At 48.3% G+C, this 24,682-nt stretch carries 16 protein-coding genes and 1 riboswitch; of the genes, 11 read left to right on the forward strand and 5 right to left on the reverse strand.

The features are described from left to right. Positions 1-5 precede the first annotated feature (5 nt). The 9 genes from DXD02_RS08065 (at position 6) to DXD02_RS08105 (ending at position 13,656) form a co-directional block, all read left to right on the forward strand. A complete protein-coding gene (locus DXD02_RS08065) occupies positions 6-944 on the forward strand; it encodes an ABC transporter permease (protein ID WP_118601112.1) in 939 nt (312 codons plus the stop codon). A 12-nt stretch (positions 945-956) separates the two neighbouring features. After that, entirely contained in the window at positions 957-1,859 is a 903-nt protein-coding gene (locus tag DXD02_RS08070; protein WP_118666707.1) for a carbohydrate ABC transporter permease, read from the forward strand. Between the two features lie 194 nt (positions 1,860-2,053). Then, entirely contained in the window at positions 2,054-3,796 is a 1,743-nt protein-coding gene (locus tag DXD02_RS08075) for a sensor histidine kinase (protein ID WP_118666708.1), read from the forward strand. Next, positions 3,774-5,369 carry a response regulator transcription factor gene (locus DXD02_RS08080; protein WP_118666709.1) on the forward strand — a complete coding sequence of 532 codons (1,596 nt, stop codon included), beginning with the start codon at positions 3,774-3,776 and terminating at the stop codon, positions 5,367-5,369. Before DXD02_RS08075 ends, DXD02_RS08080 begins: the two co-directional genes overlap by 23 nt. A 247-nt stretch (positions 5,370-5,616) precedes the next feature. Next, a complete protein-coding gene (gene bglX, locus DXD02_RS08085) occupies positions 5,617-7,836 on the forward strand; it encodes a beta-glucosidase BglX (protein WP_118666710.1) in 2,220 nt (739 codons plus the stop codon). A 200-nt stretch (positions 7,837-8,036) separates the two neighbouring features. Then, on the forward strand, positions 8,037-9,407 hold the full coding sequence (locus DXD02_RS08090) for an MATE family efflux transporter (protein ID WP_117510371.1): 1,371 nt from the start codon (positions 8,037-8,039) through the stop codon (positions 9,405-9,407). Positions 9,408-9,528: 121 nt separating this feature from the next. Next, positions 9,529-10,836: an alpha-L-fucosidase gene (locus tag DXD02_RS08095; RefSeq protein ID WP_117801282.1), complete on the forward strand. Its 1,308-nt coding sequence runs from the start codon at positions 9,529-9,531 to the stop codon at positions 10,834-10,836. Positions 10,837-11,216: 380 nt separating this feature from the next. Next, positions 11,217-11,942, forward strand: a complete 726-nt coding sequence (locus tag DXD02_RS08100) for an ABC transporter ATP-binding protein (protein ID WP_055221955.1) — start codon at positions 11,217-11,219, stop codon at positions 11,940-11,942. Beyond that, positions 11,935-13,656: a putative ABC transporter permease subunit gene (locus tag DXD02_RS08105; protein ID WP_118666711.1), complete on the forward strand. Its 1,722-nt coding sequence runs from the start codon at positions 11,935-11,937 to the stop codon at positions 13,654-13,656. Before DXD02_RS08100 ends, DXD02_RS08105 begins: the two co-directional genes overlap by 8 nt. A 288-nt stretch (positions 13,657-13,944) precedes the next feature. Here the strand turns inward: DXD02_RS08105 and DXD02_RS08115 are convergent, their stop codons facing one another. The 5 genes from DXD02_RS08115 to DXD02_RS08135 all read right to left on the reverse strand — a co-directional run bounded on the left by DXD02_RS08115 (position 13,945) and on the right by DXD02_RS08135 (position 21,797). Next, positions 13,945-14,586 carry an ECF transporter S component gene (locus DXD02_RS08115; protein ID WP_022461231.1) on the reverse strand — a complete coding sequence of 214 codons (642 nt, stop codon included), beginning with the start codon at positions 14,584-14,586 and terminating at the stop codon, positions 13,945-13,947. A 212-nt stretch (positions 14,587-14,798) separates the two neighbouring features. Then, positions 14,799-14,927: riboswitch (FMN riboswitch) on the reverse strand. Between the two features lie 78 nt (positions 14,928-15,005). Then, entirely contained in the window at positions 15,006-17,969 is a 2,964-nt protein-coding gene (locus DXD02_RS08120) for a glycoside hydrolase family 3 C-terminal domain-containing protein (protein ID WP_118666713.1), read from the reverse strand. Positions 17,970-18,164: 195 nt separating this feature from the next. Beyond that, positions 18,165-19,883 (reverse strand): extracellular solute-binding protein, encoded by a 1,719-nt coding sequence (locus tag DXD02_RS08125; protein ID WP_117812980.1) that lies wholly within the window; start codon positions 19,881-19,883, stop codon positions 18,165-18,167. Between the two features lie 102 nt (positions 19,884-19,985). Continuing rightward, a complete protein-coding gene (locus tag DXD02_RS08130) occupies positions 19,986-20,849 on the reverse strand; it encodes a carbohydrate ABC transporter permease (RefSeq protein WP_117812981.1) in 864 nt (287 codons plus the stop codon). Positions 20,850-20,861: 12 nt separating this feature from the next. Beyond that, the gene (locus DXD02_RS08135; RefSeq protein ID WP_226906422.1) at positions 20,862-21,797 is read right to left on the reverse strand and encodes an ABC transporter permease; all 936 of its coding nucleotides are present in this window, start codon (positions 21,795-21,797) and stop codon (positions 20,862-20,864) included. A gap of 363 nt (positions 21,798-22,160) precedes the next feature. Between DXD02_RS08135 and DXD02_RS08140 the strand changes: the two genes are divergently transcribed. Further along, on the forward strand, positions 22,161-22,874 hold the full coding sequence (locus DXD02_RS08140) for a response regulator transcription factor (RefSeq protein WP_118595913.1): 714 nt from the start codon (positions 22,161-22,163) through the stop codon (positions 22,872-22,874). Next, a complete protein-coding gene (locus DXD02_RS08145; RefSeq protein ID WP_118666714.1) occupies positions 22,840-24,600 on the forward strand; it encodes a sensor histidine kinase in 1,761 nt (586 codons plus the stop codon). Before DXD02_RS08140 ends, DXD02_RS08145 begins: the two co-directional genes overlap by 35 nt. The last annotated feature ends 82 nt before the right edge of the window (positions 24,601-24,682 follow it).

Here is a 24,682-nt window from a genome sequence, read left to right on the forward strand (position 1 = left end):
GCTTTATGAAAAAAGCAGAGGTTAAAAAAGGAAAAAAGAAAAACGTGCTGAAGGAATACTGGCCGCTTTATCTGATGATGCTTCCGGCACTTCTGTATCTGCTGATCAACAACTATATCCCGATGGCAGGTATGGTGATTGCGTTTAAAAAACTGAATTTTGCGAAAGGTATCTGGGCAAGCCCGTGGGCAGGACTTAAAAACTTCAAGTTCCTGTTTGCTTCCAAGGATGCATGGATCATTACAAGAAACACGCTGCTGTATAACGTTGCATTTATTCTTGTAAACATGGTAGTCGGAATTGCCATTGCGATTCTGATTACGGAGGTAAGAAACACAAAGCTCAAAAAGATATATCAGAGTGCGATTCTTCTTCCGTTCCTGATGTCCATGGTTATCTTAAGCTACATCGTATATGCGCTTCTGAGTGCAGAAAATGGTCTTGTCAACAACTCGATCCTTCCGTTGTTCCACATTGACCCGATTCAGTGGTACCAGAAACCGAAATACTGGCCGGCGGTCCTGATCATCGCGAACTGCTGGAAGGGCGTAGGATACGGATGCCTGATCTACATCGCATCGCTGATCGGTATCGATCCTTCCTTCTATGAGGCTGCCAGACTGGACGGCGCAAGCAAATGGCAGGAGATCACAAAAATCACACTGCCGAGCCTCGTTCCGACCATCATTACCCTGCTGCTTCTCAGCATCGGAAGAATTTTCTATTCCGATTTCGGTCTGTTCTATCAGGTACCAATGAACTCCGGTGTTCTGTTCCCGACCACAAACGTTATCGATACCTATGTATACCGTGCCCTGATTGAACAGGGAAATATCAGTATGTCATCTGCAGCCGGTGTATACCAGTCTCTGGTAGGCTTCTGTGTCGTAATGTTGAGTAACTGGATTGTCCGCAAAGTAGACAAAGACCAGGCATTATTCTAGGAGGATGGAAGTATGACAAATTCAAAAAAAGCAAAACGTTTCCAGTTCTGGATTAATGTAGTACTCATTCTGATTACGTTATCCATTATACTGCCGTTTGTACTCGTATTTATTTCCTCGCTGACCGATGAAAACACACTGATCCGCAACGGATATTCGTTCTTCCCGGAGAAATTCAGCTTTTATGCTTACTCCTATATCATCCGTCAGGGTGAGAAAATCCTGAGAGCGTACGGAATCACCGTTTTTGTAACGATTGTTGGTACCGCTGCAAATATTGCGATGTCCTCTCTTCTGGCGTATCCGCTTTCTGTTAAAAAACTGCCGTACCGCAGAGCAATTACCTTTTTCGTATTCTTTACGATGCTGTTCAACGGCGGACTGGTGCCGACCTACCTGATGTATGTAAATTATCTTCACATCAAAAACACGATCTGGGCATTGATTGTTCCGGGCTTCCTGTTAAGTGCAAACAACGTGCTGATGATCCGAAGCTACTTTAACACCAGTATCCCGGACGCGCTGTTCGAGGCGGCCAAAATCGATGGCGCAGGACACATGAAGATTTTCACCAGCATCACACTGCCGCTTGGAAAACCGATTCTGGTAACCATGGGACTGTTTTCCGCACTTGGCTATTGGAATGACTGGACAAATGGTTTATACTATTTATCAGGAAATGAAGGCCAGAAGCTTTACAGTATCCAGAACCTGCTGAACCAGATGATCACCGATATTCAGTACCTGGCAAGTGGAAAAGTAACCGGAAATATCGGTGCCGAGGTGGCAAAGCTGCCGACAACCTCCATCCGTATGGCAATCGCATTTATCGCCATGCTGCCGCTGTTTATCATCTATCCGTTCCTTCAGAAATACTTCGCAGAAGGTATCACACTTGGCGCGGTAAAAGGATGATTCACATGCGGAAATGAAAAAAGAGAAACACGTTTGTGTTTCCGGCATACAGCAGAAAAACAGTACAGACTCATGAAAACATGAGGTGTGCTGTTTTTCTGCTGTATTATCATAGTCAGTAAAAAAGATCCGTTCGCAAAAACAAACATGGAAAGCTTCCGAGCGTACCGGAACAGAAAAAAGGAGGAAACTTCATGCGTATTTCAAAACAGACGAAAAAAACAACACTGGCGCAGCAGGGGCGCTATCTTTTGATCTGCCTGCTGAGTATGCTGCTGCTTTTTCTGGCTGGGAGCATGATCATTCTGAATCGGATGCAGCAGCAGGTATATGAGCAGCTGGAGGAGGTTTCAAAGCTGTATACGGATGAGCTGGACAACCGTTTTTTTCGAATCAGCCGAAATCTGTTTTCGACCGTAATGGACAGCTCCAACCCGGATTCTTCTTTCTGGAAATATATGGATCTGATGGAGAAGGATCAGTATGAGGAATATGCCATCACACAGCTGCGAAGGAACTATGTATCTGCAGCGTGGGATTTTGGAACGGATTACAATGTTTTTCTCTATGCGAAGAAGGATGAGAGCTTATATCAGCTGAGCATTTCCTCCGACGGGCTTTATGCCGTTGATCCGTATCTGCAGGAAGCGCTGAAGCGCCGGATCAGGAGTCTGTCCCAGCAGACGTATGCAGTCAAGAAAAAATGGACCGTGATGCGCCAGGGCGATGAGGTTTATATGCTCAAGGTAGCACAGAGCCAGGGCGTCGGACTCGGCTGCTATGTCAATCTGAAGAAGATTTTGGAACCGTTCTCTGAGCTGTCTCTTGGGAAGAGCGGCTATGTCAGTCTCGTTGACCAGAACGGAAAAAGCATCGGAACACTGACGGAAAAAGGAATTGTAACGGACGGTTCGAAGCTTGATACCGGCAATTATACCTTCCGGCAGGAGCTTTCACAGGCACCGTTTGAAATTCGTACGAAAATTTCCTGGACCGGTGTTTTGAATCTGATGATGGGAAGTGTGTTTGCTCTTCTCGGCGTTGCATTTCTGATGGTGATTGCCGGTTCCGTGCTGCTGTTCCATCTGAAGACAAAAATCCTGAAGCCGGTCGCTATGTTTACGGAAAATCTTCAAAAATATGACAATGGGGATCTCACCTATCAGATGTCGGAAGGAAACCTGGTAGAGCTGGAGCAGATTGACGATAAATTCCGAAACATGATTCATCAGATCCGACGTCTGAAGATCACGCTGTATGAGCAGGAGCTGGAAAAACAGAAAATCGAGATGGATTACCTCAAAATCCAGATTCGTCCGCATTTTTACATGAACTGTCTGAACTTTATTTACAGCATGATTGACTTCGGACAGTACGACCATGCAAAGTCGATGAGCCGTATTACGTCCGATTATCTCGCCTATATTTTCCGCAATACAAGCGAGATGGTGCCGGTGACGGCGGAGACGAACCACTGCGAAAATTACCTCAAAATTCTGCTGCTGCGCTATCCGGAAAAATTCACCTATTATTTTGAAGTCCATGAAGAAGTGAAAGACGCGGTAATCTTCCCGTTTCTGATTCAGGTGTTTGTAGAGAATGCGGCAAAACATGCCCTGACGCTGGAGAAGGTTCCGCTGATTTCCGTGACGGTTTACCCGGAGGACCGCGGCGAAGAAAAGTATGTCAACATTTATATTTCGGACACCGGAAACGGCTTCCCGGAGGAGACGCTGCAAAGGCTGAAAGCAGGGGAAGATATTTCCGAGCATGGAAAGCATATCGGGATTGAAAACTGCCTGAAACGATTCCGTTATTATTATGGTGATACAGGAGAGATTCATTTCGATAACAGCCCGCTCGGCGGAGCGATTGTAGATATCCATATTCCATACAAGACAGGGGGAGAAGAACATGAAACTATTGCTCGTGGATGATGAAGAGTACGTGATTGAAAGTATCAAAAGAAATCTCGATCTTACAGAGACCGGGGTGAGCGAGGTGTACACTGCGTTTTCCGTACAGCAGGCGAAGAACATCATGGGAATGGTGGATATTGATATTGTAATCAGCGATATCGTGATGCCGGGCGGAACGGGATTCGATTTTGTGGAGTGGGTCAGGAAAGAGGAGCTGAAGGTCCAGGTCATCTTCCTGACAAGCTATGCGGAGTTTGACTATGCCAGAAGAGCGATACAGCTGAACAGTGTCGATTATCTGCTGAAGCCCATTGATTTTGAAAAGCTGAAGGCGGCCGTGCAGCGTGCGGCGGAATCTGTTGCGAAAGAAAAGAAAATACAGGATCTCAGGCAGGAAAGCATCAAGTGGAATCAGAACAGAAAAATTCTGCAGCAGGATATCTGGAAAAATGTGCTGAAAAGCGGCTTCTCCGAGGAAAAATTCTGCGAAACGGCAGCACAGCGCCAGCTTTCATACGGACCGGGACACTATTTCCGGCTGATTTGTCTGATGCCGGAAATAAAGAGCAATAAGCGGGAAATGTGGGATACGTCGACCATGGAATTTGTGATCGAAAATGTGCTGTCGGAACTGTATGAGGAAACGGACATTGCGGTAGATACTGTTTTTTATCAGGAACCGGGCATCTACTGGATTGTTACGCAGTCAAGGGAAAAAGCATTCCCGCAGGACGGCGGGCGGGACTGTGAAATTCTGCAGCAATTTGTTGCGTGGATGAATGAAAAAATCTATCCGGAGCTGTGGTGCGGCGCCGGGCAGTGGGAATCTGTACTGGGGATGCAAAAGCAGAGCCGGAATCTTCAGAAAATGCGGGAGGGAAGCCTTTCCGTGCGGAACGAGGTGCTGTTTCTGAATGAATTTCAGGCTCCGCAGACCAGCTACGAAAATAAGGAGCTGGATGTGTGGAAAGCTCTGCTTTCGGAGGAAAAACCGGAGGAGCTGCTGGAGCGGCTGCAGAAATACCTTGACCGGACGGAACGGGAAGGAATGATTACCAGAGAATTTCTGGTAGCGCTCCGTACCGATCTGACCCAGGTGGTATATGCATGGCTTTCGGAACGGGAGATCAAGGCGTACGCACTGTTTGCAGATGCGGATATGGAAAATCTGCATCGGAATTCTCTTTACGGAAGAGAAGAGATGATAGAATATGCGGGGGTACTGGTTCGGAAAGCAGTGCAGTACAGACAGTACATCAACAAATCAGATTCGGTTACGAGCCAGGTATGCACCTACATTGATGCACATTACCGGGAGGAGATTCACCGGGAGGAGCTTGGGGAGCTTGTCTTTTTGAATACAGATTATCTGTCCCGGATTTTTAAAAAAGAAAAGGGTATTTCGATCAGTAATTATATCATCCAAAAGCGGGTGGAGGAGGCAAAAAAGCTTCTGACACAGAGCACGCTGCCGATCAATACGGTGTCGCTGTATGTGGGGTACAGCAATTTCTCGTACTTTACGAAGATGTTTAAGGACAATACGGGATACGCACCGCTGGAATACCGAAGAAGTTTTAGTGAAAAATAGCGGAAAGCCACCCTTCACATGTCCGGGAAATAACAGAGGATTTTATCACTTTCTTACGCACCGGAACAGCAGAAAACAGGTCAGAATAGTGAAAGAAAAAGGTCGGATCAGGGGATATTTTTTTCGGGTCAGATGTGGTAAAATTTCAGTATAAGATTCAGAAAAAACGGAAAAACGATATTTTTCTGACATTTTAGGGGTTTCTGAAGAAGCAGATACAGCAAAAACGAGGTATGGAGGAGAAAAAATGACCGAGCAGAAATTAAAAGAGCTTCTGGCCGACATGACGCTGGAAGAAAAAGTAAACCAGATGAGCCAGGTGGTGGGTGCCTTTTTCAATAAAGATATGGACATCACGGCGATGGGACCGATGGCAGATAAAGGCTTTACGCCGGAAAATGTAGCGCTTTCTGGTTCCATCCTGGGCAGCATGGGCGCAGAAACGTTAAAGAAAATCCAGAAGGATTTTGTGGAGCAGCACCCGCATCACATCCCGATGCTGTTCATGCTGGATGTCATCAACGGCTTCAAGACTATTTTCCCGATTCCGCTGGGACAGGGCGCAACGTTTGAACCGGAGCTCTCCGAAAAGTGTGCGGCAGTTGCTGCAAAAGAGGCAGCCGTTTCCGGCCTTCACGTAACCTTCGCACCGATGACCGACCTGGTCCGCGATGCAAGATGGGGCCGTGTCATGGAGTCTACCGGTGAGGATCCGTATCTGAACGGTCTGTTCTGTGCCGGAATGGTACGCGGATTCCAGGGAGACGATCTGAAGGAGCCGTACAAAATTGCTTCCTGCGTGAAACATTTTGCAGGCTATGGCGCTCCGACAGCGGGAAGAGACTACAACACCGTAGAGCTTTCCGAGCATACCTTCCGTGACTTCTATCTGCCATCCTATAAAGCCGGCATCGATGCAGGCGCAGCGATGGTAATGACTTCCTTCAATACGGTAAACGGTGTTCCGGCAACCGGAAACAAGAAACTGATGCGCGGCATCCTGCGTGACGAGATGGGATTTGACGGAGTTCTGATTTCCGACTGGGCGGCAATCGAGGAGATTATTTACCACGGCTACTGCGCAGACCGTGAGGAGGCAGCTGTCCGCTCCGCCGAGGCAGGCGTTGACATTGATATGATGACCGGTATTTATTGCGAAAACCTGTGCCGCCTTGTAAGAGAGGGCAAGATTTCCGAGGATCTGATCGATGAGTCCTGCATGCGTATCCTGGAACTGAAAAACAAACTGGGACTGTTTGAAAATCCGTATAAAGACGCAGATGAGACGAAAGAAAAAGAGGTCATTCTCTGCAAAGAGCACCGCGCCCTGGCAAGAGAAGCCGCAAGAAAATCGTTTGTCCTGCTGAAAAACGAAGAGAAAATCCTGCCGCTTGGCAAGGAGAAAAAAATTGCCTGGGTCGGACCGTATGTACACAGCAGAAACCTGATGGGCGCCTGGTCTTTCATCGGAGATGCAAAGGATGTGACAAATCTGGAAGAGGCCGTAAAAGCGCAGGCAGATACGACAAACATGAGCTTCCATGCAGGTTCCCCGATGCTCGGCTCCGACATCCGTCTGGAGGGCTTCGGTGAAGCGATGGAGCAGTCCCATACACCGGAGGAAGAGGAGGCAATGCTTCTTGAGGCTGTAAACGCAGCAAAGGAGGCCGAGGTTGTCGTTCTTGCGATCGGTGAGGACCGTCTGCAGTCCGGCGAGGCAACCAGCAACGCGAACATCCGTATCCCGGAAATCCAGCAGAGACTGCTTGAGCGCGTTTCAAAAGTCAATGAAAACGTTGTCGTTGTCCTCTTCAATGGCCGTCCGCTCGACCTGCGCGATGTCGTATCGAAAGCAAAAGCTGTTCTTGAAGTGTGGATGCCGGGTACCGAGGGTGCCAATGCAATCGCAGACGTTGTTTTTGGTGCATACGCTCCAAGCGGCAAGCTGACCATGAGTTTCCCGTACTCTGTAGGCCAGGTGCCGGTTCACTACAACGAGTATTCCACCGGAAGACCGCACGTGCCGGGCAAGGACAAAGACCGTTTCCGTTCCAAATACCTCGACATCCCGAACGCACCACTGTTCCCGTTCGGATATGGCCTTGGCTACACCAGCTTTGCAATTTCAGATGTGAAACTGGACAAGGCAGAGCTTGGCATGGAAGATGAGATTAAAGCCTCCGTAACCGTGAAAAACACCGGCGATACAAAGGGAACCGAGACCGTACAGCTTTACATCCACGACGTAGCCGCATCCGTGGTACGCCCGGTGAAAGAGCTGAAAGATTTCTGCAAGGTAACCCTTCAGCCGGGAGAAGAAACCGAAGTCATCTTCAAAATCACAGAAGAAGAGCTTCGCTTCCTGACAGAAAATGAGCGTGTAGAAAGTGAAAACGGTGCTTTCGAAGTCTTCATCGGAAGCGACAGCACGACAGAGAATAAGGCAGAATTTGTGCTGAAAAAATAAGAAGCAATACTGGGATGTAGCGTAAGCGGAATCAAGATGGGGGTCTGAATCGCTACGGAAAGATAAAAGAAAAGCCAGCCACAAAAAGCGAAAAGAATTTTGCTTTTGCGGCTGGCTTTTTTCTGCCGGTACCGTATTGACCCTTCTGTTAAAACAAAGTAAAATAGAAATTGGTATTGGGACGAAAGAGAGGAAAAGAAATGGGGTACTTAGGAAACAAGTTACAGGGGAAATACCACAAAGACACATTCCAGACCGCCGTCAACATGGCGTGGCCGGCGATCGTGGAGTCGTTTTTTATTGCATTTGCGGGTCTTGTGGATTCGCTGATGGTAAGCTCGCTTGGCTCTTACGCAGTTGCCGCGGTCGGCCTGACGACACAGCCGAAGCTGCTTGGCCTGGCGTTTTTCTTTGCACTGAATGTGTCGATTTCCGCCCTTGTTGCGCGGCGGCGAGGGGAACAAAGACAGAGTGCGGCGAATGAGACTCTGGTAACTGCGCTTGTATTTATTATCCTTGCGGCAGCTGCATTCAGTGTTGGATTTGTGGCGTTTGCAAGTCCGATCATCCATCTGTGCGGCTCAACGGCGGAGACGCATAACGGCGCAGTAACATATTTCCGTATCATCATGGGCGGTATGATTTTTAACTGTATCCAGATGGGGATCAACTCGGCACAGCGCGGTGCGGGCAATACAAAAATCACGATGCGCACAAATGTAACATCAAATACGATTAATATTATTCTGAATTATCTTCTGATCAACGGCCATTTCGGGTTCCCGGCACTCGGCATTCAGGGTGCGGCACTGGCAACCGTCACAGGAACGGTTGTCGGATGTGTGATGAGCATCCTTTCCATCACAAAGCAAGACGGATTCCTGAACCTTGGCTATATTCTGAAGAACAAAATTAAACCGACGATTGCAGCGTTCATCAGCCTGGTCAGGGTCGGGTACAGTGTGTTTTTCGAACAGGTTTTCATGCGGATCGGCTTTATGATGACGGCGATCATGGCGGCCAAGCAGGGAACCGATGCGATGGCGGCACACCAGGTCGGCATGAATATTATGTCGCTTTCGTTTGCGTTCGGTGACGGCCTTCAGTCCGCAGCGGTTGCACTGATCGGCCGGAGCCTCGGCGCAAAAAAGCCGGATCTTGCGAAAGAGTACGGCAGAACGTGCCGTCTGATCGGCGCGGGCATCGCAGTATGCCTCGTTGCGATTTATCTCTTCGGCGGAAGATGGCTGTACAGCCTGTTTTTCGAAGAACAGCATATCATTGAAATCGGTGTCAGCATCATCCATGTCATTATCTTCGTCGTCATTTTCCAGATCTGTCAGGTTATTTACATGGGATGCCTGCGCGGTGCGGGAGATACGCTCTATACGGCAGTTGCATCTATGATCAGCGTTACATTTATTCGTACGATCGTTTCGTATCTTGGCGGTTACACGCTGGGGCTTGGCATCGTCGGAATCTGGTTCGGCGTGCTGGCGGATCAGATGTCACGGTTTATCTTTGCGACGATCCGATTCAAACAGGGAAAATGGGTGAAAATTAAGATTTAACCGAATCAAGCAAGTAGCGAAGCAGATTGCGAATATCCGCTTGACGTAACGATTCAGAGCCATGCGAAATGGTACTCTGAATCATTACCAATATAAAACTAAAACAGGAGGAAGCAAAACGATGTACAAATTTGACAGAGAAGCTTATGACAGGCGGATGGAGTGGTACCGCGACGCCCGTTTCGGCATGTTTATCCACTGGGGACTTTATGCCATCCCGGCGCGCGGAGAATGGGTGCGGAGTACCGAGCAGATTCCAAAAGAAGATTACATGAAATATTTCGAGGAGTTCAACCCCGTTGATTTCGAGCCGCGGAAATGGGCAAAAGCGGCGAAAGAGGCCGGCATGAAATACATGGTTCTGACTGCCAAGCATCACGACGGTTTCTGCCTTTTCGACAGCCAGTATACCGATTTCAAATCCACCAACACGAAATGCGGCCGCGACCTCGTTGCAGAGTACGTTGATGCCGTCCGCGCAGAAGGACTGAAGGTCGGTTTGTATTTCTCCCTGCTCGACTGGTTCCACGACGATTTCCCACATTACGGCGACCGGAACCACCCGATGCGGAACAACCCGGCATACAAAAACGATGACCGCGATTTCGACCGCTACCTGACCTACATGCACAATCAGGTACGCGAGATCTGCACAAACTACGGAAAGCTCGATGTGCTGTGGTTTGACTTTTCCTACGATACGCTGCGCGGCGAAGCATGGAAAGCGACGGAGCTGATCAATATGGTGCGGAAGCTCCAGCCGGATGTCATCATCGACAACCGTCTCGAGGTGAGCGGAGAGGGCTACGGTTCTCTGGCGGCCGGAAATCCGACCCCATACCACGGCGACTTTGTGAGCCCGGAGCAGATGATTCCGCCGAATGGCATCCAGGATGTAAATGGAAACGATATCGCCTGGGAATCCTGCGTTACGATGAACAATCACTGGGGCTATTGTGCCAACGACCACTTCTTCAAACCGGCACCGATGCTGATCAAAAAGCTGGTCGAATGCGTATCGAAGGGTGGAAACCTGCTTTTGAATGTCGGCCCGGACGCCAGGGGAAATATCCCGGAGGAGTCGATCGAACGGCTGGCTGAGATTGGAAAGTGGATGAAGAAAAACGGAGAGAGCATTTACGGCTGCGGAAAAGCCGGTATTGAGAAACCGGACTTTGGCCGTGTGACGCGCCACGGAAACCATCTGTATTTTCATGTCTATGAAAATACCGTTGGGCCGCTGCCGCTGCCCGGCGTGAAAAAAGAAGAAATCCAGGCGATCCGCTACGTCGCAACCGGCGCGGAAATCCCGGTTTCCACAAGCTGGGTACACAGCGATTATCCGACCATGGCATTCGCCGATCTCGGCGAAGACCCGGTATTGCCGGATGGAGTCGATACAGTCATCGATGTGATTCTGAAAAAGTAGAGGGTAAAATCGGATTTGATTCTGGAGCGTGTCTGAAAAAGCATTTCCGCAATCTGCAGGCTTCACTTTGCGGTATCTTTTTTTTCAGACACGCTCTAAAAGTCTTACAAGTTCTTACAAAATTCTGTATTTTTCGTTCCGCTGATTGACAGTTCTGGCAGAAGAATGCATACTGAAAAAAACACAAGATCACAGCCCGTGCTTCGAAATTTAACTGAATCAAGCAAGTAGCGAAGCGGATTGCGAAGATCCGCCTGACTCCTTTTCCTGCGCAGGGAAGGATAAGAGCTTTCGGAGTGAGAAAAGGGCAGTCTGTTTTTAGAAACGAAGCAAGAGAATCACAGTTTCGTTTTACAAGAAAAAAAGAGGGGGAATAAAACATGATTCGTCTGAACCACGTCAGCAAAATTTACGGCGATGGAAGCAAAAAAGCCGTCGATGATCTTTCCTGGGATATCGAAGATGGAAAGATCACCGGATTTATCGGCCCAAACGGAGCCGGGAAAACGACAACATTAAAAATGATCACCGGTATCTTAGCGCCGTCCGAAGGAACGATTGAAATCAATGGAAAAGATATCCAGAAGGATCCGCTCGAAGCCAAGCGCCAGTTCGGTTTTGTGCCCGACGACCCGGATGCGTTTCTTCGCGTCAGGGGAATTGAATATCTGAATTTTATGGCAGATATCTACGGTGTCGGAACGGAAGAGCGTCAGCGTTTTATCGAAGAAACCGCAAAACGCTTTGAGATGGAAGAGAACCTTTCGAGCCGTATCATGAGCTACTCGCATGGCATGCGTCAGAAAATCATGGTGATGGGCGCACTGATCCACAAGCCGCCGGTCTGGATTCTCGATGAGCCGCTGACCGGCCTTGACCCGCGCTCCGCGCACGAGCTCAAACAGATGATGCGTGAACACGCCGATGCCGGAAACGCCGTGCTGTTTTCCACCCATGTGCTGGAAGTAGCGGAAAAACTCTGCGACCGCATCGCCATCATCCATCACGGCCGCCAGGTATACCTGGGTACCCTGGAAGAATTAAAAGCGGCCTATCCGGATCAGACGCTTGAAAATATCTTTTTGGAGATCACCGAACATGCGTAATTTATGGATTCTCACCCGTTTCCTTCTGAAAAGCGGACCAGGAAAAAGCAATCAGAAGAGCGGAAAAAAGAAAGCATTTTCGGACGGAGGACGTATCGTTGTATACCTTCTGCTTGGTGTCTGCCTCCTTCCCGTGTCGGTCTTACTGTTTCTTCTGGGATATTCCGGCTATACCTTCCTGCAGCCGCTCGGGCTGGAAACCCTGCTGATCGAGTTCGTCTGTGCCATCGGCATGATGGTCATTTTCTTCTATGGCCTGCCGCTGTTTCTGAGCGAGTATTACATGGACTCTGACCTCGTAAAGCTTTTGCCGCTGCCGTTTACCCCGGCGCAGATTGTCGGTGCGAAAGGCTTCTGCTGTCTGCTGAACGAATACTATCTTATTGTACTGCTGTTCTTTCCGTTTCTGTTAGGGTACGGGATCAGCGCCAAAATGGGCATTTTTTACTGGATCAATATGATCCTCGCCTGCCTTATTTTCCCGGTTGTGCCGCTCGTTTACGCCGCAGTTTTGACGATGCTCGTGATGCGTCTTTTCAAAAATATCCGAAACAAGGATTTCTTAAGCTACCTCGGATTCGCCGCATCCCTGATTTTTGCGATCGGCATCAACGTATTTTCGCGCAGTATCGGAAATTTTGAAATGCAGGATATCATGAACCTGATGGAAAGCCAGAAGGGCACTCTGCGCGCCTTCCGGACCATTTTTCCGAACCTGCCCCTGATGACCGGAAGCCTTGCAGATGCATCCTTTCTCAAAATGATACTCTACATCGCTACAACAGCCGTTATCCTTGCTGTCTTTTTCGCCCTCGCCTGGAAAATCTACCTCCCGGCTGTCCTCGGCATGAGCGAGACCACCAGCGAAAAACGCATTTTATCCAAAGAAGAAGTGACCCGAACCGTCAAAAGCAAAAATCCGGTCCGCACCTACGCGATGATCGAATGGAAAAAACTGTACCGAACCCCGGCCTGGTTTATGAATTGTGTTCTGATGCCTCTCATCTGGCCGGTCTTCATGCTTGGCATTGCCCTCGTTTCCGTCATTTCCAGCCTTGGCATGGCTAAAACCACCGGCCTTTGGACCCGGCTTGTCGCCGATGGCACCATATTCCGCCTCCTGAAAGGGGAACTGCCTGTCGCAGTTGCCGTCCTTACCGCCGCCGGAATTGCCGTCATGATGTCCATGTTCTGCGTGATCTCCGCCACAGCGATGTCCCGAAAGGGCAGCGAATACATCTATATGAAATGCATTCCGATGAGCTATCACGACCAGATCCGTGCCATGCTGGTAAGCGGCATCCTGATCAGTCTCCTTGGCACCTTGCCGTACGCTCTGGTCTTCAACATCATCGCGGTCGTTTTCGGTCTGCACCCGGCGACCCTTCTTTACACCACGGCGATCACGGTTTTATTTACCCTGTTCGTAAACTATGAACAGCTCCTTTTTGACCTTGCATTTCCGAAATTAAACTGGGAAAACGAAACCGCCGCCATAAAATCCAACAACCGCTCCCTGATCTCCGTCCTCATCGACCTCACCGTCGGCGCAATCCTGATCGGAGCCGGCTACCTGCTGTACGGAAAACTTCACCTCAACATCCACATCACCACGAGCGTGATGATTCTGCTTACCGCAGTCCTGACCTTTGCCATGCGAACCGCCCTTTTTAAATGGGGCGTTCAAGTGATGGAACATCTGGAAAGCGCTTAACAGTTTCGAGACATAATAACAATATTAAAATGTGATAGAAAAGAGATTTCAGCCAATGTGCGGATCTCTTTTTTTTGCGCTCCATTCCAATTTCGCTGCGTATTTTCTTTTATCGATTATGCTTCATTGTACTACTAAAAGACCTGTGTGGGCAATCCATTGCCGCCATTCCCCGAAAATTTTAAAAGACGGACAAAAAACAGAGGATTTCTCTCTGCATTTTGTCCGTCTCGCTACAACGTATTTATTGGATTCTCCGTTTACGGAAATGATTTCGGAAATGATGAACTAATTCATCGCCTCACCCTTCAGCAGTCTGCTGATGTGCTTGTACAGAAGCATGGTTACCAGTGATACCACAACACCTTTGATGATATTAAACGGTACAACGGCAAACAGAACAAAGGTCGGAAGGCTTGTAATTGCTTTGTTGACTGCAGATCCCATTCCCACAAGGGCATCCATCGGCATTCCAAAGGCTGCTGCATAAGCCGGAAGCAGTACAAAAGCGTTCAGAAGACCGCCGGCTGCTGCCAGAAATACGGTTCCGACTGCCATACCGATCATGGCATTTTTCTTGGTTTTCTGTGTTTTGTAGATCCATGCGGCCGGCATAACATACGCGCAGCCGATCAGGAAGTTTGCTACCTCGCCAACACCTGCGGTGGTACTTCCTTTCATGACAAGGTTCAGCAGAATCTTAATCAGCTCAATCGCAGCTCCGGCAAGAGGTCCCATCGCAAAGGCTCCGATCAGCACCGGAACTTCGCTTAAATCAATCTTGTAGAAACTCGGGGCAAACGGAAGCGGGATGTCAAAAAACATCAATACGACTGCGGCGGCGCCGAGCATTGCCACCTGTACCATGTAACGGGTTTTTCCGATTTGCGACATCTTTGATGTCTGTTTTGCTGTTGTCTGTGCATTCATAACTGCATTTCTCCTTTTTTCTGGAGATCTTGACCGGTTCTGCCGGAAGTAACGAGTCCAAATACGCTCCACGAATTTGAACTCGTTTTCGCGGCAGTCGCCAAGGTCTCGTGCAAGCACGGACTTTGGCTCGTTGCCCGCGAAAAAAAGTGCCCTGAATTCCTTTTCTTGAATTCAGGGCACCAAAAATATTTCCATGCAAATAAACTTTATTTCGTCTTCTTTCATCCAGACTTTAACTGTTGGTCCCGGAGTTGCACCGAGTCAGCCGCTGTTTGATATCGCAGCGGGTCGCGGACTATACCGCCAGTAGGGAATCACACCCTGCCCTGAAGATCTCCGTATTTTGTTTTTACAGGAATATTTTATTCATATTCACACAATTTGTCAATACTTTTTTCAGACAATACATGATCTGGTTAGTTTGCTACGCCCATCTGAATTTTTCCTGTGCTCTTATTTTTCAGCACACGCAGATAGCAGATCCGCATATCTCCCTTCAGGACAAGACGGATCTCAGATACGCCGTCCGTCTGCGGTCTGTCTGCGAGGGAAATTTCAACATCCTCATAAACCGGCTCGCGGTACCGGTTGCGCTCTTTTACTTCTTCCTCCGCATAGCGGTCCAGTTTCGGGGCGCTGCGGAACTCACAGGTTCTTGTGTCACCGGTAAAGCTTCCCATCGAAACACCGTCCACAAAGGCTTCCACACTGCCGCCGCGTTCACTCTTCACATGAAGCGCCAGAACAGCAGCATCGGAAAGATCACAGTCACGGTAAACGAGAACACCTTCTTTCGTCTCATCCTGCACGCGGACTGCCTTGAAATTGAAGTGGCCTTCCGTCAGATACATGTTCTCGTAATCATCGTAGTGGTCCGCCGCGGTAAATGCACTCAGATCGCGTACGCCCCTTTTTCCGCCCGGAATAAAGATTTCTGTGGAAACGGCTTTATCCTTGCAGGATGCGCCTGCATAGATTTCATACGTTCCCTCTTCTACCATCAGTCTGCGGCTGATGACATCGTAGAAGCGAAGCTCCTCTACCGGGATTTCCAGTGCAACGTGTCTCGTCTCGCCCGGGGCAATGTTTTTCACACGAACAAAATCAAGCAGCTGGCAGATTGGTTTCTTCACGCAGGATTCCAAAGCGGAACCGTAGATCTGGACGACCTCGTCGCTTGCGGTATCGCCCGTATTTCTCACATCGAGAGAGATCTGCAGCAGACGGTCGTCTTTTAAGGAAACCTTATAGTTCTCATACGCAAATGTGGTATACGTCAGGCCATAGCCGAATGGATACAATTCCTTCCCGTCGAAATAGCGGTACGTTCTTTTTCCTTTGATGATGTCGTAATCGTCAATGTCCGGCAGCTGATCGATACTCTCATACCAGGTCATATTCAGACGGCCGGCCGGTGCATAGATTCCAAGCACAGCCTCTGCCATTGCGCTTCCCATATCCTGGCTTCCCGTTGCAGACATGATGATCGCCGGCAGTTTTTCCATCGCTTTCTGAAGTGTGTACGGATAATTCGTAAACAGCACCAGAACGGTATTCGGATTGACCTCTGCGATCCGGTCAAGCAGCATCTCCTGCTCCTCTGGCAGCTCCAGTGTGTTGCGGTCGATCTCCTCTTTCGCATTGATCACGGAGTTACAGCCGAGCGCAAGTAAAACCTGCTTTTTGCCCCGGACTGCAGCAACTGCTTTTTCAATTCCGTTTTCGACAACCTCCATCGTAATCGGAATTCCCTCCGTCTGCTCAAAGGAGAAAAATCCCTCTGCATCCTTATAAACCGGGTAATGGAAACGGTTGGTCAGCACAACGCTGCCATCCTCCTGTGGCTCCACGTGGAAAATCTCCATCACGAACCAGTCGAAGGCTTCCTCCCGGTCTGCCGCAATCTGTCCCATTTTCGGCTTTTCTCCCTGCGACTCTGAGAGTCTTGCGCTGAGGTATTTTCCGGTACGGACACTCTTGAACGTATAGCTTCCCTCACCCCAGTATTCCTTGATAAACACATCTGGCTCATCTGCCATCTGAAGTGTTCCGTCTTCTGCTACGGCAAGACCTTTTCCATCACAGCGGAAAACAACGCGATCCAGACCATCCGCGAATGTAATGTTCTCCTGCTTCAGTACTTCCATCCCCTGCAGGAAGGTTGTGCGGTATGGTGCCGTTCCGCCGTACCAGTCCTGATACCATGCATCACCAAGCGGTCCGACAATGGCAATATCTTCTGCTTTCAGGGCTTTGTCAAGTGGCAGCGCTCCGTTCTCATTTTTCAGAAGTACGATCGATTCGCGGCTCAGCTCTTTACAGATTTCACGTGCCTTCGGGGAATCGATATCGTCCTCGGTCACACGGTCATACGGATTCAGATTTTCCCGATCATAAACGCCGAGACGAAGCTTCGTCTCCATCATACAGCGAATAGAGCGGTCCATATCCTCTTCTTTCAGAATGCCAAGCTCATATGCCTCGCGTGCCGCCTGCTCTACCATACGCGGATCGTCAGACATGGCATCCACACCGGCTTTCAGCGCCGTTGCGATCGTCTCCGCATGCTGTCCGAAATAGTGATGCAGATTCACGACAAGTCCCATCGCACCGCCGTCGCTGACAACGTGACGGAGACCGTACTGTTTTTTCAGAATATCGGTCACTTCCGGATTCAGGATACCGATCGTTCCGTTGATCTTGTTATATGCCGTCATAATGCCCTCTGCGCCGCCATCCTCAATACATCTGCGGAATGGCTCCAGATACAGCTCATATTTGTTCCGCGGGTCAATGGAAGAATTTTTCCATCCGCGGCCGACCTCCGTGTTGTTTCCATAGAAATGCTTTAAGGTCGCTGCACAGCGCAGATACTTCGGATCATCGCCCTGCATTCCCCGGATATAAGCACCGGCCATTTTTCCGGTCAGCACAGGATCCTCTCCGTAACCTTCTTCGTTTCTTCCCCATCTCGGATCGCGCTCAAGATCAACGGTCGGAGCCCATCTGCTGAGTCCATGGCCCTGATGGCGGTGCCATACGACGCGCGCCTCGGTTCCTGTTATTTCACCGGCCTGTCTGATCAGCTCCGGGTCCCAGGATGCACTCATACCGATCGGCTGTGGGAAGGATGTTGTCACATCCGGTTTTCCAAGACCGTTCTGATCGTTTCTGCCCTCAACGCCGTGTGCCGCCTCACCGCCCACAGAGACGCCCGGAATGCCAAGGCGCGGCAGATCCGGGGAAGAGCTGGCGAGGTATCCCAGTTTTTCTTCGACCGTCATTTCCTTTAACAGCCAGTCGATTCTTTCCTGATCCGTCAGTGATGCATCCCAGAACGGTGTGTTTTTGTTTACCTGAAACTCCTTCTTTTCTGTCATTTTCCAAAAACCTCCCGATGATTTTGTCTCATGAAATTGTTTGCAGATTTTCCATATACTGTTATCTTTTTACAATGTTTCACATTTCCCATTACTGTCGCTGTATTTTAAAACATGGCCTGATATTTAATAATATCAGACCATGTTTTTATGCCGCCTTTCGTTCAACGGCAAAACCTTATGTTTTTGCTTTACTTACTCTACATCAACAAGTTTGGTAGCAAGGAACTCTGTCATAGCTTCTTCTGCATCTGCCAGACCATTGTCTGTCAGCTCCTGTACCATGGTCTCCCAGTTTCCATCAAACTCATCTTCGGTACCAGTTACGCATTTAACAAGTCCCGGCCAAGCAATTTCGTCCAGAATTGTCTGTTTCTCAGCAAGTTCCTGTGGCTGCTGATATGCCCACAGTGCAGAGTATGGAAGAAGATCGAACTCTTCCGGCTGTGCAAACATGTCGGTCAGCATCTCAAATCCCATCGCTTCGCATCCTTCTTTTTCTGCTGTATTGTAGTTTGCAATAACAGACTCTTTGGTAGTTGGAGTGTATGGGAATCCGTCTTCAGAGTAGGAACCTGTTCCGTAGATCGGGAATCCAGTGTAGTTGTCAATACCGGTGTTCTTTGCATAATCCGGATCAGACTGAGCTTTTGCAACTTCTTCATCGGTACGATATGGCTGTCCGTCATCATCGAGGAAGTAGTTCTCGCCTTCGATACCCCAGTGATACAGGATCTGTCCTTCATCGGAGCACAGATAGTCAAGGAATTTGATGGCACGAACCGGATCTTCACAGCTCTTGGTAATTCCAATACCCCAGCCAACGGTAGTTCCCTGATACAGAAGGGCTTTTTCTACCTGATCTTCTCTTAAGGTTACAGGAAGTCCAACATAAGTCTGATCTACTTTTCCATCTGCTACCAGAGTAGCTTCGCACTGGCTGTAATGCCACTCAGCATCGGTGATGGCAACAACACGGCCGCTGGCAACTTTTGCAATATAGTCATCATCTGTCTGCGTTGCAAAGTTCGGATCCAGGATACCTTCGTTGTACATACGGCACAGCCATTTGAAGTATTCTTTCTCTTCATCTGTTACATGTTTGTAATGTACGTTGTACTCGTCGTCAATAATCCACTGTCCATTATCCGGGGATGCATCAGCGATCAGTCCTGCCGGGTTTCCAAGGGTAATCATCCAGTGCCAGTCAGAAGCACTCATGGTGATACCGATCATATCCAGACCATCTTCTGTTTTTGGATGTGCTGCAAGATAGCTCTTGATCATTTTTTCATACTCATCCAGTGTCTTCGGATATTTATAATCGTTCTCTTTTAATGCAGCCCACTGAATCTGGCAGCTTCCGCCTGTTGTCAGGGTTTTCTGGTTTACACCTGCGTAGGAAAGCTGATAGATTCCAGGATCATCCTGGCTCCATTTCAGTTTTTCCATCTCTGCTCCGTACATTTTTTTGATGTTTGGACCATATTTTTCAATCAGGTCTGTCATATCAATCAGCGCACCTGCCTGATACAAATCCGTTGCTGAGCCTTTTGCATAAATCATGTCCGGATACTCATCATTTGCGATCATCAGCGCAACATCTTCTTTTGCATCACCCTGGGATGCTACCGGATAGGAAACATCAAGTGTAACGCCTGTTGCCTCTGTGATTGCTTTTGCTACCGGGTTATCCCAGTTGCCGTTTTTACCATCAGCGTTAAAATACTCAAAGGTAATCGGAGATTTGTCATCTGCATCATCTGCTGTCTCGCCTGAAGAACTTGCCTCTGCCGCTGATCCAGTCTCTGTGCTGGACCCTCCCTTGCTGCTGCCACTGTCGGAACCGCATCCTGCGAGCATTCCGGCCACCATAGCAGATACTAACATGAGTGATACTACTTTTCTTTTCATAAAAGCCCTCCTTAAAATGGTTTATGTCATCCTGCACTCTTTCTTTCGCCTGGCAGGAATAAACATCATCTTTTTCTAAAAATTTTTTAATACTGTTTTTTATCAGTCTTTAACAGAACCAAGTGTCATACCGCCGATAAAGTATTTCTGAAGGAACGGATATACAATAACGATCGGCACAGTTGCTACAATCGTTACGGCCATACGTACGGACATTGGTGTTACGGCCGTCTGTACATTGGTTCCTGCATGAACGTCCATTTTCATGGTCGCCTGGTTCATAATCTCATACAGTTTGTACTGCAGAGTCGGGAGTTTTTTCGCATACAGGTAAGTATCCATGAAGGAGTTCCACTGTCCTACTGCATAGTACAGACCTACGGTTGCGATAACCGGTTTACAAAGCGGCATAACGACTTTATACCAGATCTGAAAATCGTTTGCTCCGTCGAGCTTTGCTGCCTCCTGCAGAGCCATCGGCAGTCCGTCGATATAAGAGCGGACCAGAATCATATTATAAACCCACATCAGACCAGGCAGAATGTATACCATGAAGTTATTGCCCAGCTTTAAGGTACGGATAATCAGAAGGTATTCCGGAATCATTCCGCCACCGACATACATGGTAACAACGAACAGAAGCTGAAATGGTTTGCGGAGTACGAAGTCTCTGCGGCTTAATGTGTAAGCAACCATCGAGGTACATACAATACCTACGATTGTTCCGATGATGGTTCTTGCTACAGAAATCACAGCCGGCATTGCAATGCCGCCGTCTTTAAATACATATTTATAGTTGCTTAATGTAAACTTTCTCGGAATGATGAAGTTTACATTCTTAATGGTATCCGTAGAATCGTTGAACGAAATCGCCAGTACGTTCAGGAACGGATAAATGGTGATGATGACGAGGAATACGAAGATTACCGCCAGTACGTAGTCAAATTTTTTTGCTTTCTTGTTCATATTCGCGTCCTCCTACATAAGTTTATCTTCGCCTACCAGACCGGCAATCTTATTGGCGATCAGCAGCAGGGTAACGCTGACTGCAGACTGGAATACACCGATTGCGGTACCAAGACCGTAGTTGCTGTTTCCGATACCTCTCTTATAAGAGAACCAGGAAAGTACCATCGTGTGATCCTCAACCAGCGGGTTACTAAGAAGCATCTGACGCTCCATACCTACGTTCAGGGCGCCACCGATACTCATAATCAGCAGTACGATGATGGTCGGTCGGATACCCGGCAGAGTGATGTGCCAGATCTTCTGCAGACGGCTTGCACCGTCCATATCAGCGGCCTCGTAAAGACCAGGATCAATACCTGCCATGGCGGACAGATAAATAATTGCGTTCCAGCCAACCTCTTTCCAGCAGTTAATCAGGATAATGGTTACCCAGATAAGCGGTGAGTTGGAACTCATCAGGTGCAGGTTCTTGCCGAAGATACTGTCAACAACACCGCCGTCGTTGAAAATATTCTTTGCAATACTTGCAATAATAACCCAGGATACAAAGTGCGGCAGATAAGAAATGGTCTGCGTTACTTTTTTGAACTTCATAAAGAACATCTCGTTCAGAAGAACCGCAAATGCGATTGCTGCGATCGTTCCAACCGCGATGTCAAGGAAGCTTACTCCCAATGTGTTGATTAATGTCTGTGTGAACAGACGGTCTTTGAATGCATCTGTAAAATTTTGAAATCCAACCCAGGTTCTCTCCCAGATCGGAAGTGCAAATGTCGCAGGTTTTACCTCCTGAAATGCCATGGTCCATCCCCACAGTGGAATGTACTTGAAGATAATCAGCCAGATTACAAATGGTACTGACATCACAAGCAGCCAACGCTGTTTCCACAAGATTGCAGGGGTAATTTTCTCTCCTTTTTTCTTTTTCATTTTTTCCTTCGCCATACTCCCCATCCTTTCCGTTGTTTTGTGCGTTTTTATTACGCATTTTCTTTGATTATTTGTGATGTTTACACTATATCAAATAAAATCCCCGTTTGATATTGTGTATTTTGTCCACTTATATTGACTTTTTTTATCTTTTTCCACATTTTCAGTTGCTATGGCAGGCATTTTTACTAATTTATATGCGTTTGTTTTTATTTTTTACACCAGCTTACAATTCTACCAATCAGTGTTTTTTTTGTAAAAAAAGCAGGAAAACGTAATGGGGGATTACATTTTAAGAAAAATGTCAGTTTTTTATCCAAATAATCTCCGTTTTCTCTGCTATGATAAACACCATAGAACCAAGAGGGGAAAAACGAGATGAGCCAATACAACATATTAGTCGTAGACGACGACCGGGAAATCGTAAGATCTCTCGGCAAACTATTAGAACTGGAAGGCTACAGGGTAAAAAAAGCCTACAACGGCATGGAGGCACTCGACATCCTCATGACCGAACAGATCCATCTGATCCTGCTCGATGTCATGATGCCCAAAATGAACGGCCTTTCCGCCCTGATGAAAATAAGAGAAAAAAACAACATCCCGATTATCATGCTTTCCGCGAAAACCGAAGAGAGCGATAAAGTCATCGGACTTTCGATGGGCGCCGATGATTACGTGACAAAGCCGTATAATACCGCCGAACTCATGGCCCGTGTTAAATCCCAGCTCCGCCGTTACTTCTCCTTAGGCGCCGCAAACGGAACCACACAAAGCCAGGATATCCTGAAAAACGGCGGTCTGCTGCTGAACCGAAACACCAAAGAACTCCTGGTGGACGGTGAACCTGTTCGCCTGACCGCAACCGAGTACAAAATTATGGAGCTTCTGATGGAGCATCCCGGCTATGTATTCTCAGCCGAAGAAATCTACAGCCAGGTCTGGCAGGAGGATGCTTACAGCGTAGAAAATACCGTCATGGTTCATATCCGGCGCATTCGTGAGAAAATCGAAATTACGCCGAAAAATCCAAAATATTTAAAGGTGGTGTGGGGAATTGGATACAAAATTGAAAAAATTAACGGAGACTGAAAAACGCATCCTGCTGTGGATGCTTCTCGATCTTTCTATGGTACTGATTTTGTGCGGAAAGCTTCTGCGGAAATGGGCCAGTGAATTCGAATGGGGAATGTGGCGCAACATCGAATGGGGTATCGGCATTGGAGTGACGGTAGTCGGCGTTTTGGGCATAGCCGCAGCCTTGTATCTGGTATGGAAATTCCGAAAAAATACCGGGAACTCGAAAATGACTGCTTTTGCCGGCAGTGAACCGGAAAAAGCGGGAAAAACAGCAAAAAGCAGCGAAGGGGCAGCCGCAGATAAGTCCGAGACAGATGAAATAGAAAAATCCCGGCAGATGCAGTTTGAGGCAAGAGCCGCTGCGGAAGCAGAGAAAGAGCAGCTGTTTCTGAAAAAATCCGAAAAGGTGCCAAATGAGCTTCTGGTTCTTGTCGGAGGATTTGCTTTTTTCGGATGGCTTCAGCCGCTCCGGCACAGCTATGCCAGATACCGCATTGTTGCCGAATGGGGTACTGTAATAGAGTGTGTGCAGACAGGTCTTCTGTTTTTTGGAATCTGTGGCGTTTTCCTTCTCAGTGCCGGCATTCTTGTCTGTCGCTATGAAAAGAAACAACTGAGAGAAATGTCCTTTTTTTGCAGAGAAAGGAAGCGTTACAGAGATCGGACCAGCCTGGAACGGCAGCTTGCCGGTCAGAGTAAATGGCCGTTCCGTGTGGCACTGATTGCGGAACTTCTAATCGTGATTACCATGATCACCGGACTGATAAACGGAATGGATGGCGAGGTACTGTTTGTCATTCTTCTTGGGCTGACCACGCTGATTTTAATTCTGTTTGCCTGGAAAACATACCGCAGTCGCCTGAACCGGGAGATGGGCCTTTTGATGGAACAGATCCATACGATGGCAGAAGGCAGCATGGAAAGCCGGATCCATGAAATATCCGAAAAATCCCTGCTGTATCCGGCGTTTGCAGAGCTGGAAAATATTGAGAGCGCTATGCAGAAGAGCGTAGAAAAACAGATGCAGGCGGAGCGTCTCAAAATTGACCTGATTACCAATGTATCGCACGATCTGAAAACACCGCTCACCTCGATGGTCGGCTATACGGATCTTCTGAAAAAAGAGGATCTGACACCGGCGGCACAGGATTACGTCGAAGTGATTTCTGTGAAACAGGAACAGCTAAAGGAGATGATCCAAAGCCTCTTCGAGCTCTCCAAATCGACAAGCGGAACCGAAAAATTCCAGATGGAAAAAATGGATATGAAACGGTTGATCGAGCAGACCCTCGCCGATATGGACGATGCGATTGTGCAGAGCAATCTGTCGTTCCGCACGGCGCTCGGAGAAGAGCCGCTGCCGTTCCTTGGGGATAATGGGAAAATGTACCGCGTGATACAGAATCTCGTGGAAAATATCCTGAAATACAGCCTGGGCGGAACGAGAGTTTACATTGACGCAGGGAAGGAAAACGGGGAGATTTTCGTGACGATGAAAAACATTTCCGCCTATGAGATGAATTTTGAAGCGGAGGAAATGATGGAACGCTTTGTGCGCGGCGACGAATCACGGACGAGCGAGGGTCACGGCCTTGGCCTTGCGATTGCATCAAGCTACACGGCCAACATGGGCGGCCGCATGGAGCTTGCGGCAGACGGCGATCTGTTTAAAGTCATCCTGCGTTTCCCGGAGGCAGGCGAGGATTCTGCAGCGGGAGAAACAGCCACAAAAACCTGACTTGCATAAGAATGAGACAGAAGCGGGATTGCAGCAGGAAGGATCTGAAGAAGGATTCTGAGAGAGTATGTAATCCCCGGGA

This window comes from Blautia sp. TF10-30, assembly GCF_003481245.1.
GTDB classification, from domain to species: Bacteria; Bacillota; Clostridia; order Lachnospirales; family Lachnospiraceae; genus Fusicatenibacter; species Fusicatenibacter saccharivorans.

Bases quoted from the DNA above. Each gene is read 5' to 3' on its own strand.
- DXD02_RS08070 (WP_118666707.1), top strand. From the start codon at position 957: ATGACAAATTCAAAAAAAGCAAAACGTTTCCAGTTCTGGATTAATGTA.
- bglX (WP_118666710.1), top strand. From the start codon at position 5,617: ATGACCGAGCAGAAATTAAAAGAGCTTCTGGCCGACATGACGCTGGAA.
- DXD02_RS08115 (WP_022461231.1), bottom strand. From the start codon at position 14,586: ATGAATGCACAGACAACAGCAAAACAGACATCAAAGATGTCGCAAATC.
- DXD02_RS08065 (WP_118601112.1), top strand. From the start codon at position 6: ATGAAAAAAGCAGAGGTTAAAAAAGGAAAAAAGAAAAACGTGCTGAAG.
- DXD02_RS08140 (WP_118595913.1), top strand. From the start codon at position 22,161: ATGAGCCAATACAACATATTAGTCGTAGACGACGACCGGGAAATCGTA.
- DXD02_RS08080 (WP_118666709.1), top strand. From the start codon at position 3,774: ATGAAACTATTGCTCGTGGATGATGAAGAGTACGTGATTGAAAGTATC.
- DXD02_RS08130 (WP_117812981.1), bottom strand. From the start codon at position 20,849: ATGAACAAGAAAGCAAAAAAATTTGACTACGTACTGGCGGTAATCTTC.
- DXD02_RS08125 (WP_117812980.1), bottom strand. From the start codon at position 19,883: ATGAAAAGAAAAGTAGTATCACTCATGTTAGTATCTGCTATGGTGGCC.
- DXD02_RS08120 (WP_118666713.1), bottom strand. From the start codon at position 17,969: ATGACAGAAAAGAAGGAGTTTCAGGTAAACAAAAACACACCGTTCTGG.
- DXD02_RS08090 (WP_117510371.1), top strand. From the start codon at position 8,037: ATGGGGTACTTAGGAAACAAGTTACAGGGGAAATACCACAAAGACACA.
- DXD02_RS08100 (WP_055221955.1), top strand. From the start codon at position 11,217: ATGATTCGTCTGAACCACGTCAGCAAAATTTACGGCGATGGAAGCAAA.
- DXD02_RS08095 (WP_117801282.1), top strand. From the start codon at position 9,529: ATGTACAAATTTGACAGAGAAGCTTATGACAGGCGGATGGAGTGGTAC.
- DXD02_RS08135 (WP_226906422.1), bottom strand. From the start codon at position 21,797: ATGGCGAAGGAAAAAATGAAAAAGAAAAAAGGAGAGAAAATTACCCCT.
- DXD02_RS08075 (WP_118666708.1), top strand. From the start codon at position 2,054: ATGCGTATTTCAAAACAGACGAAAAAAACAACACTGGCGCAGCAGGGG.
- DXD02_RS08105 (WP_118666711.1), top strand. From the start codon at position 11,935: ATGCGTAATTTATGGATTCTCACCCGTTTCCTTCTGAAAAGCGGACCA.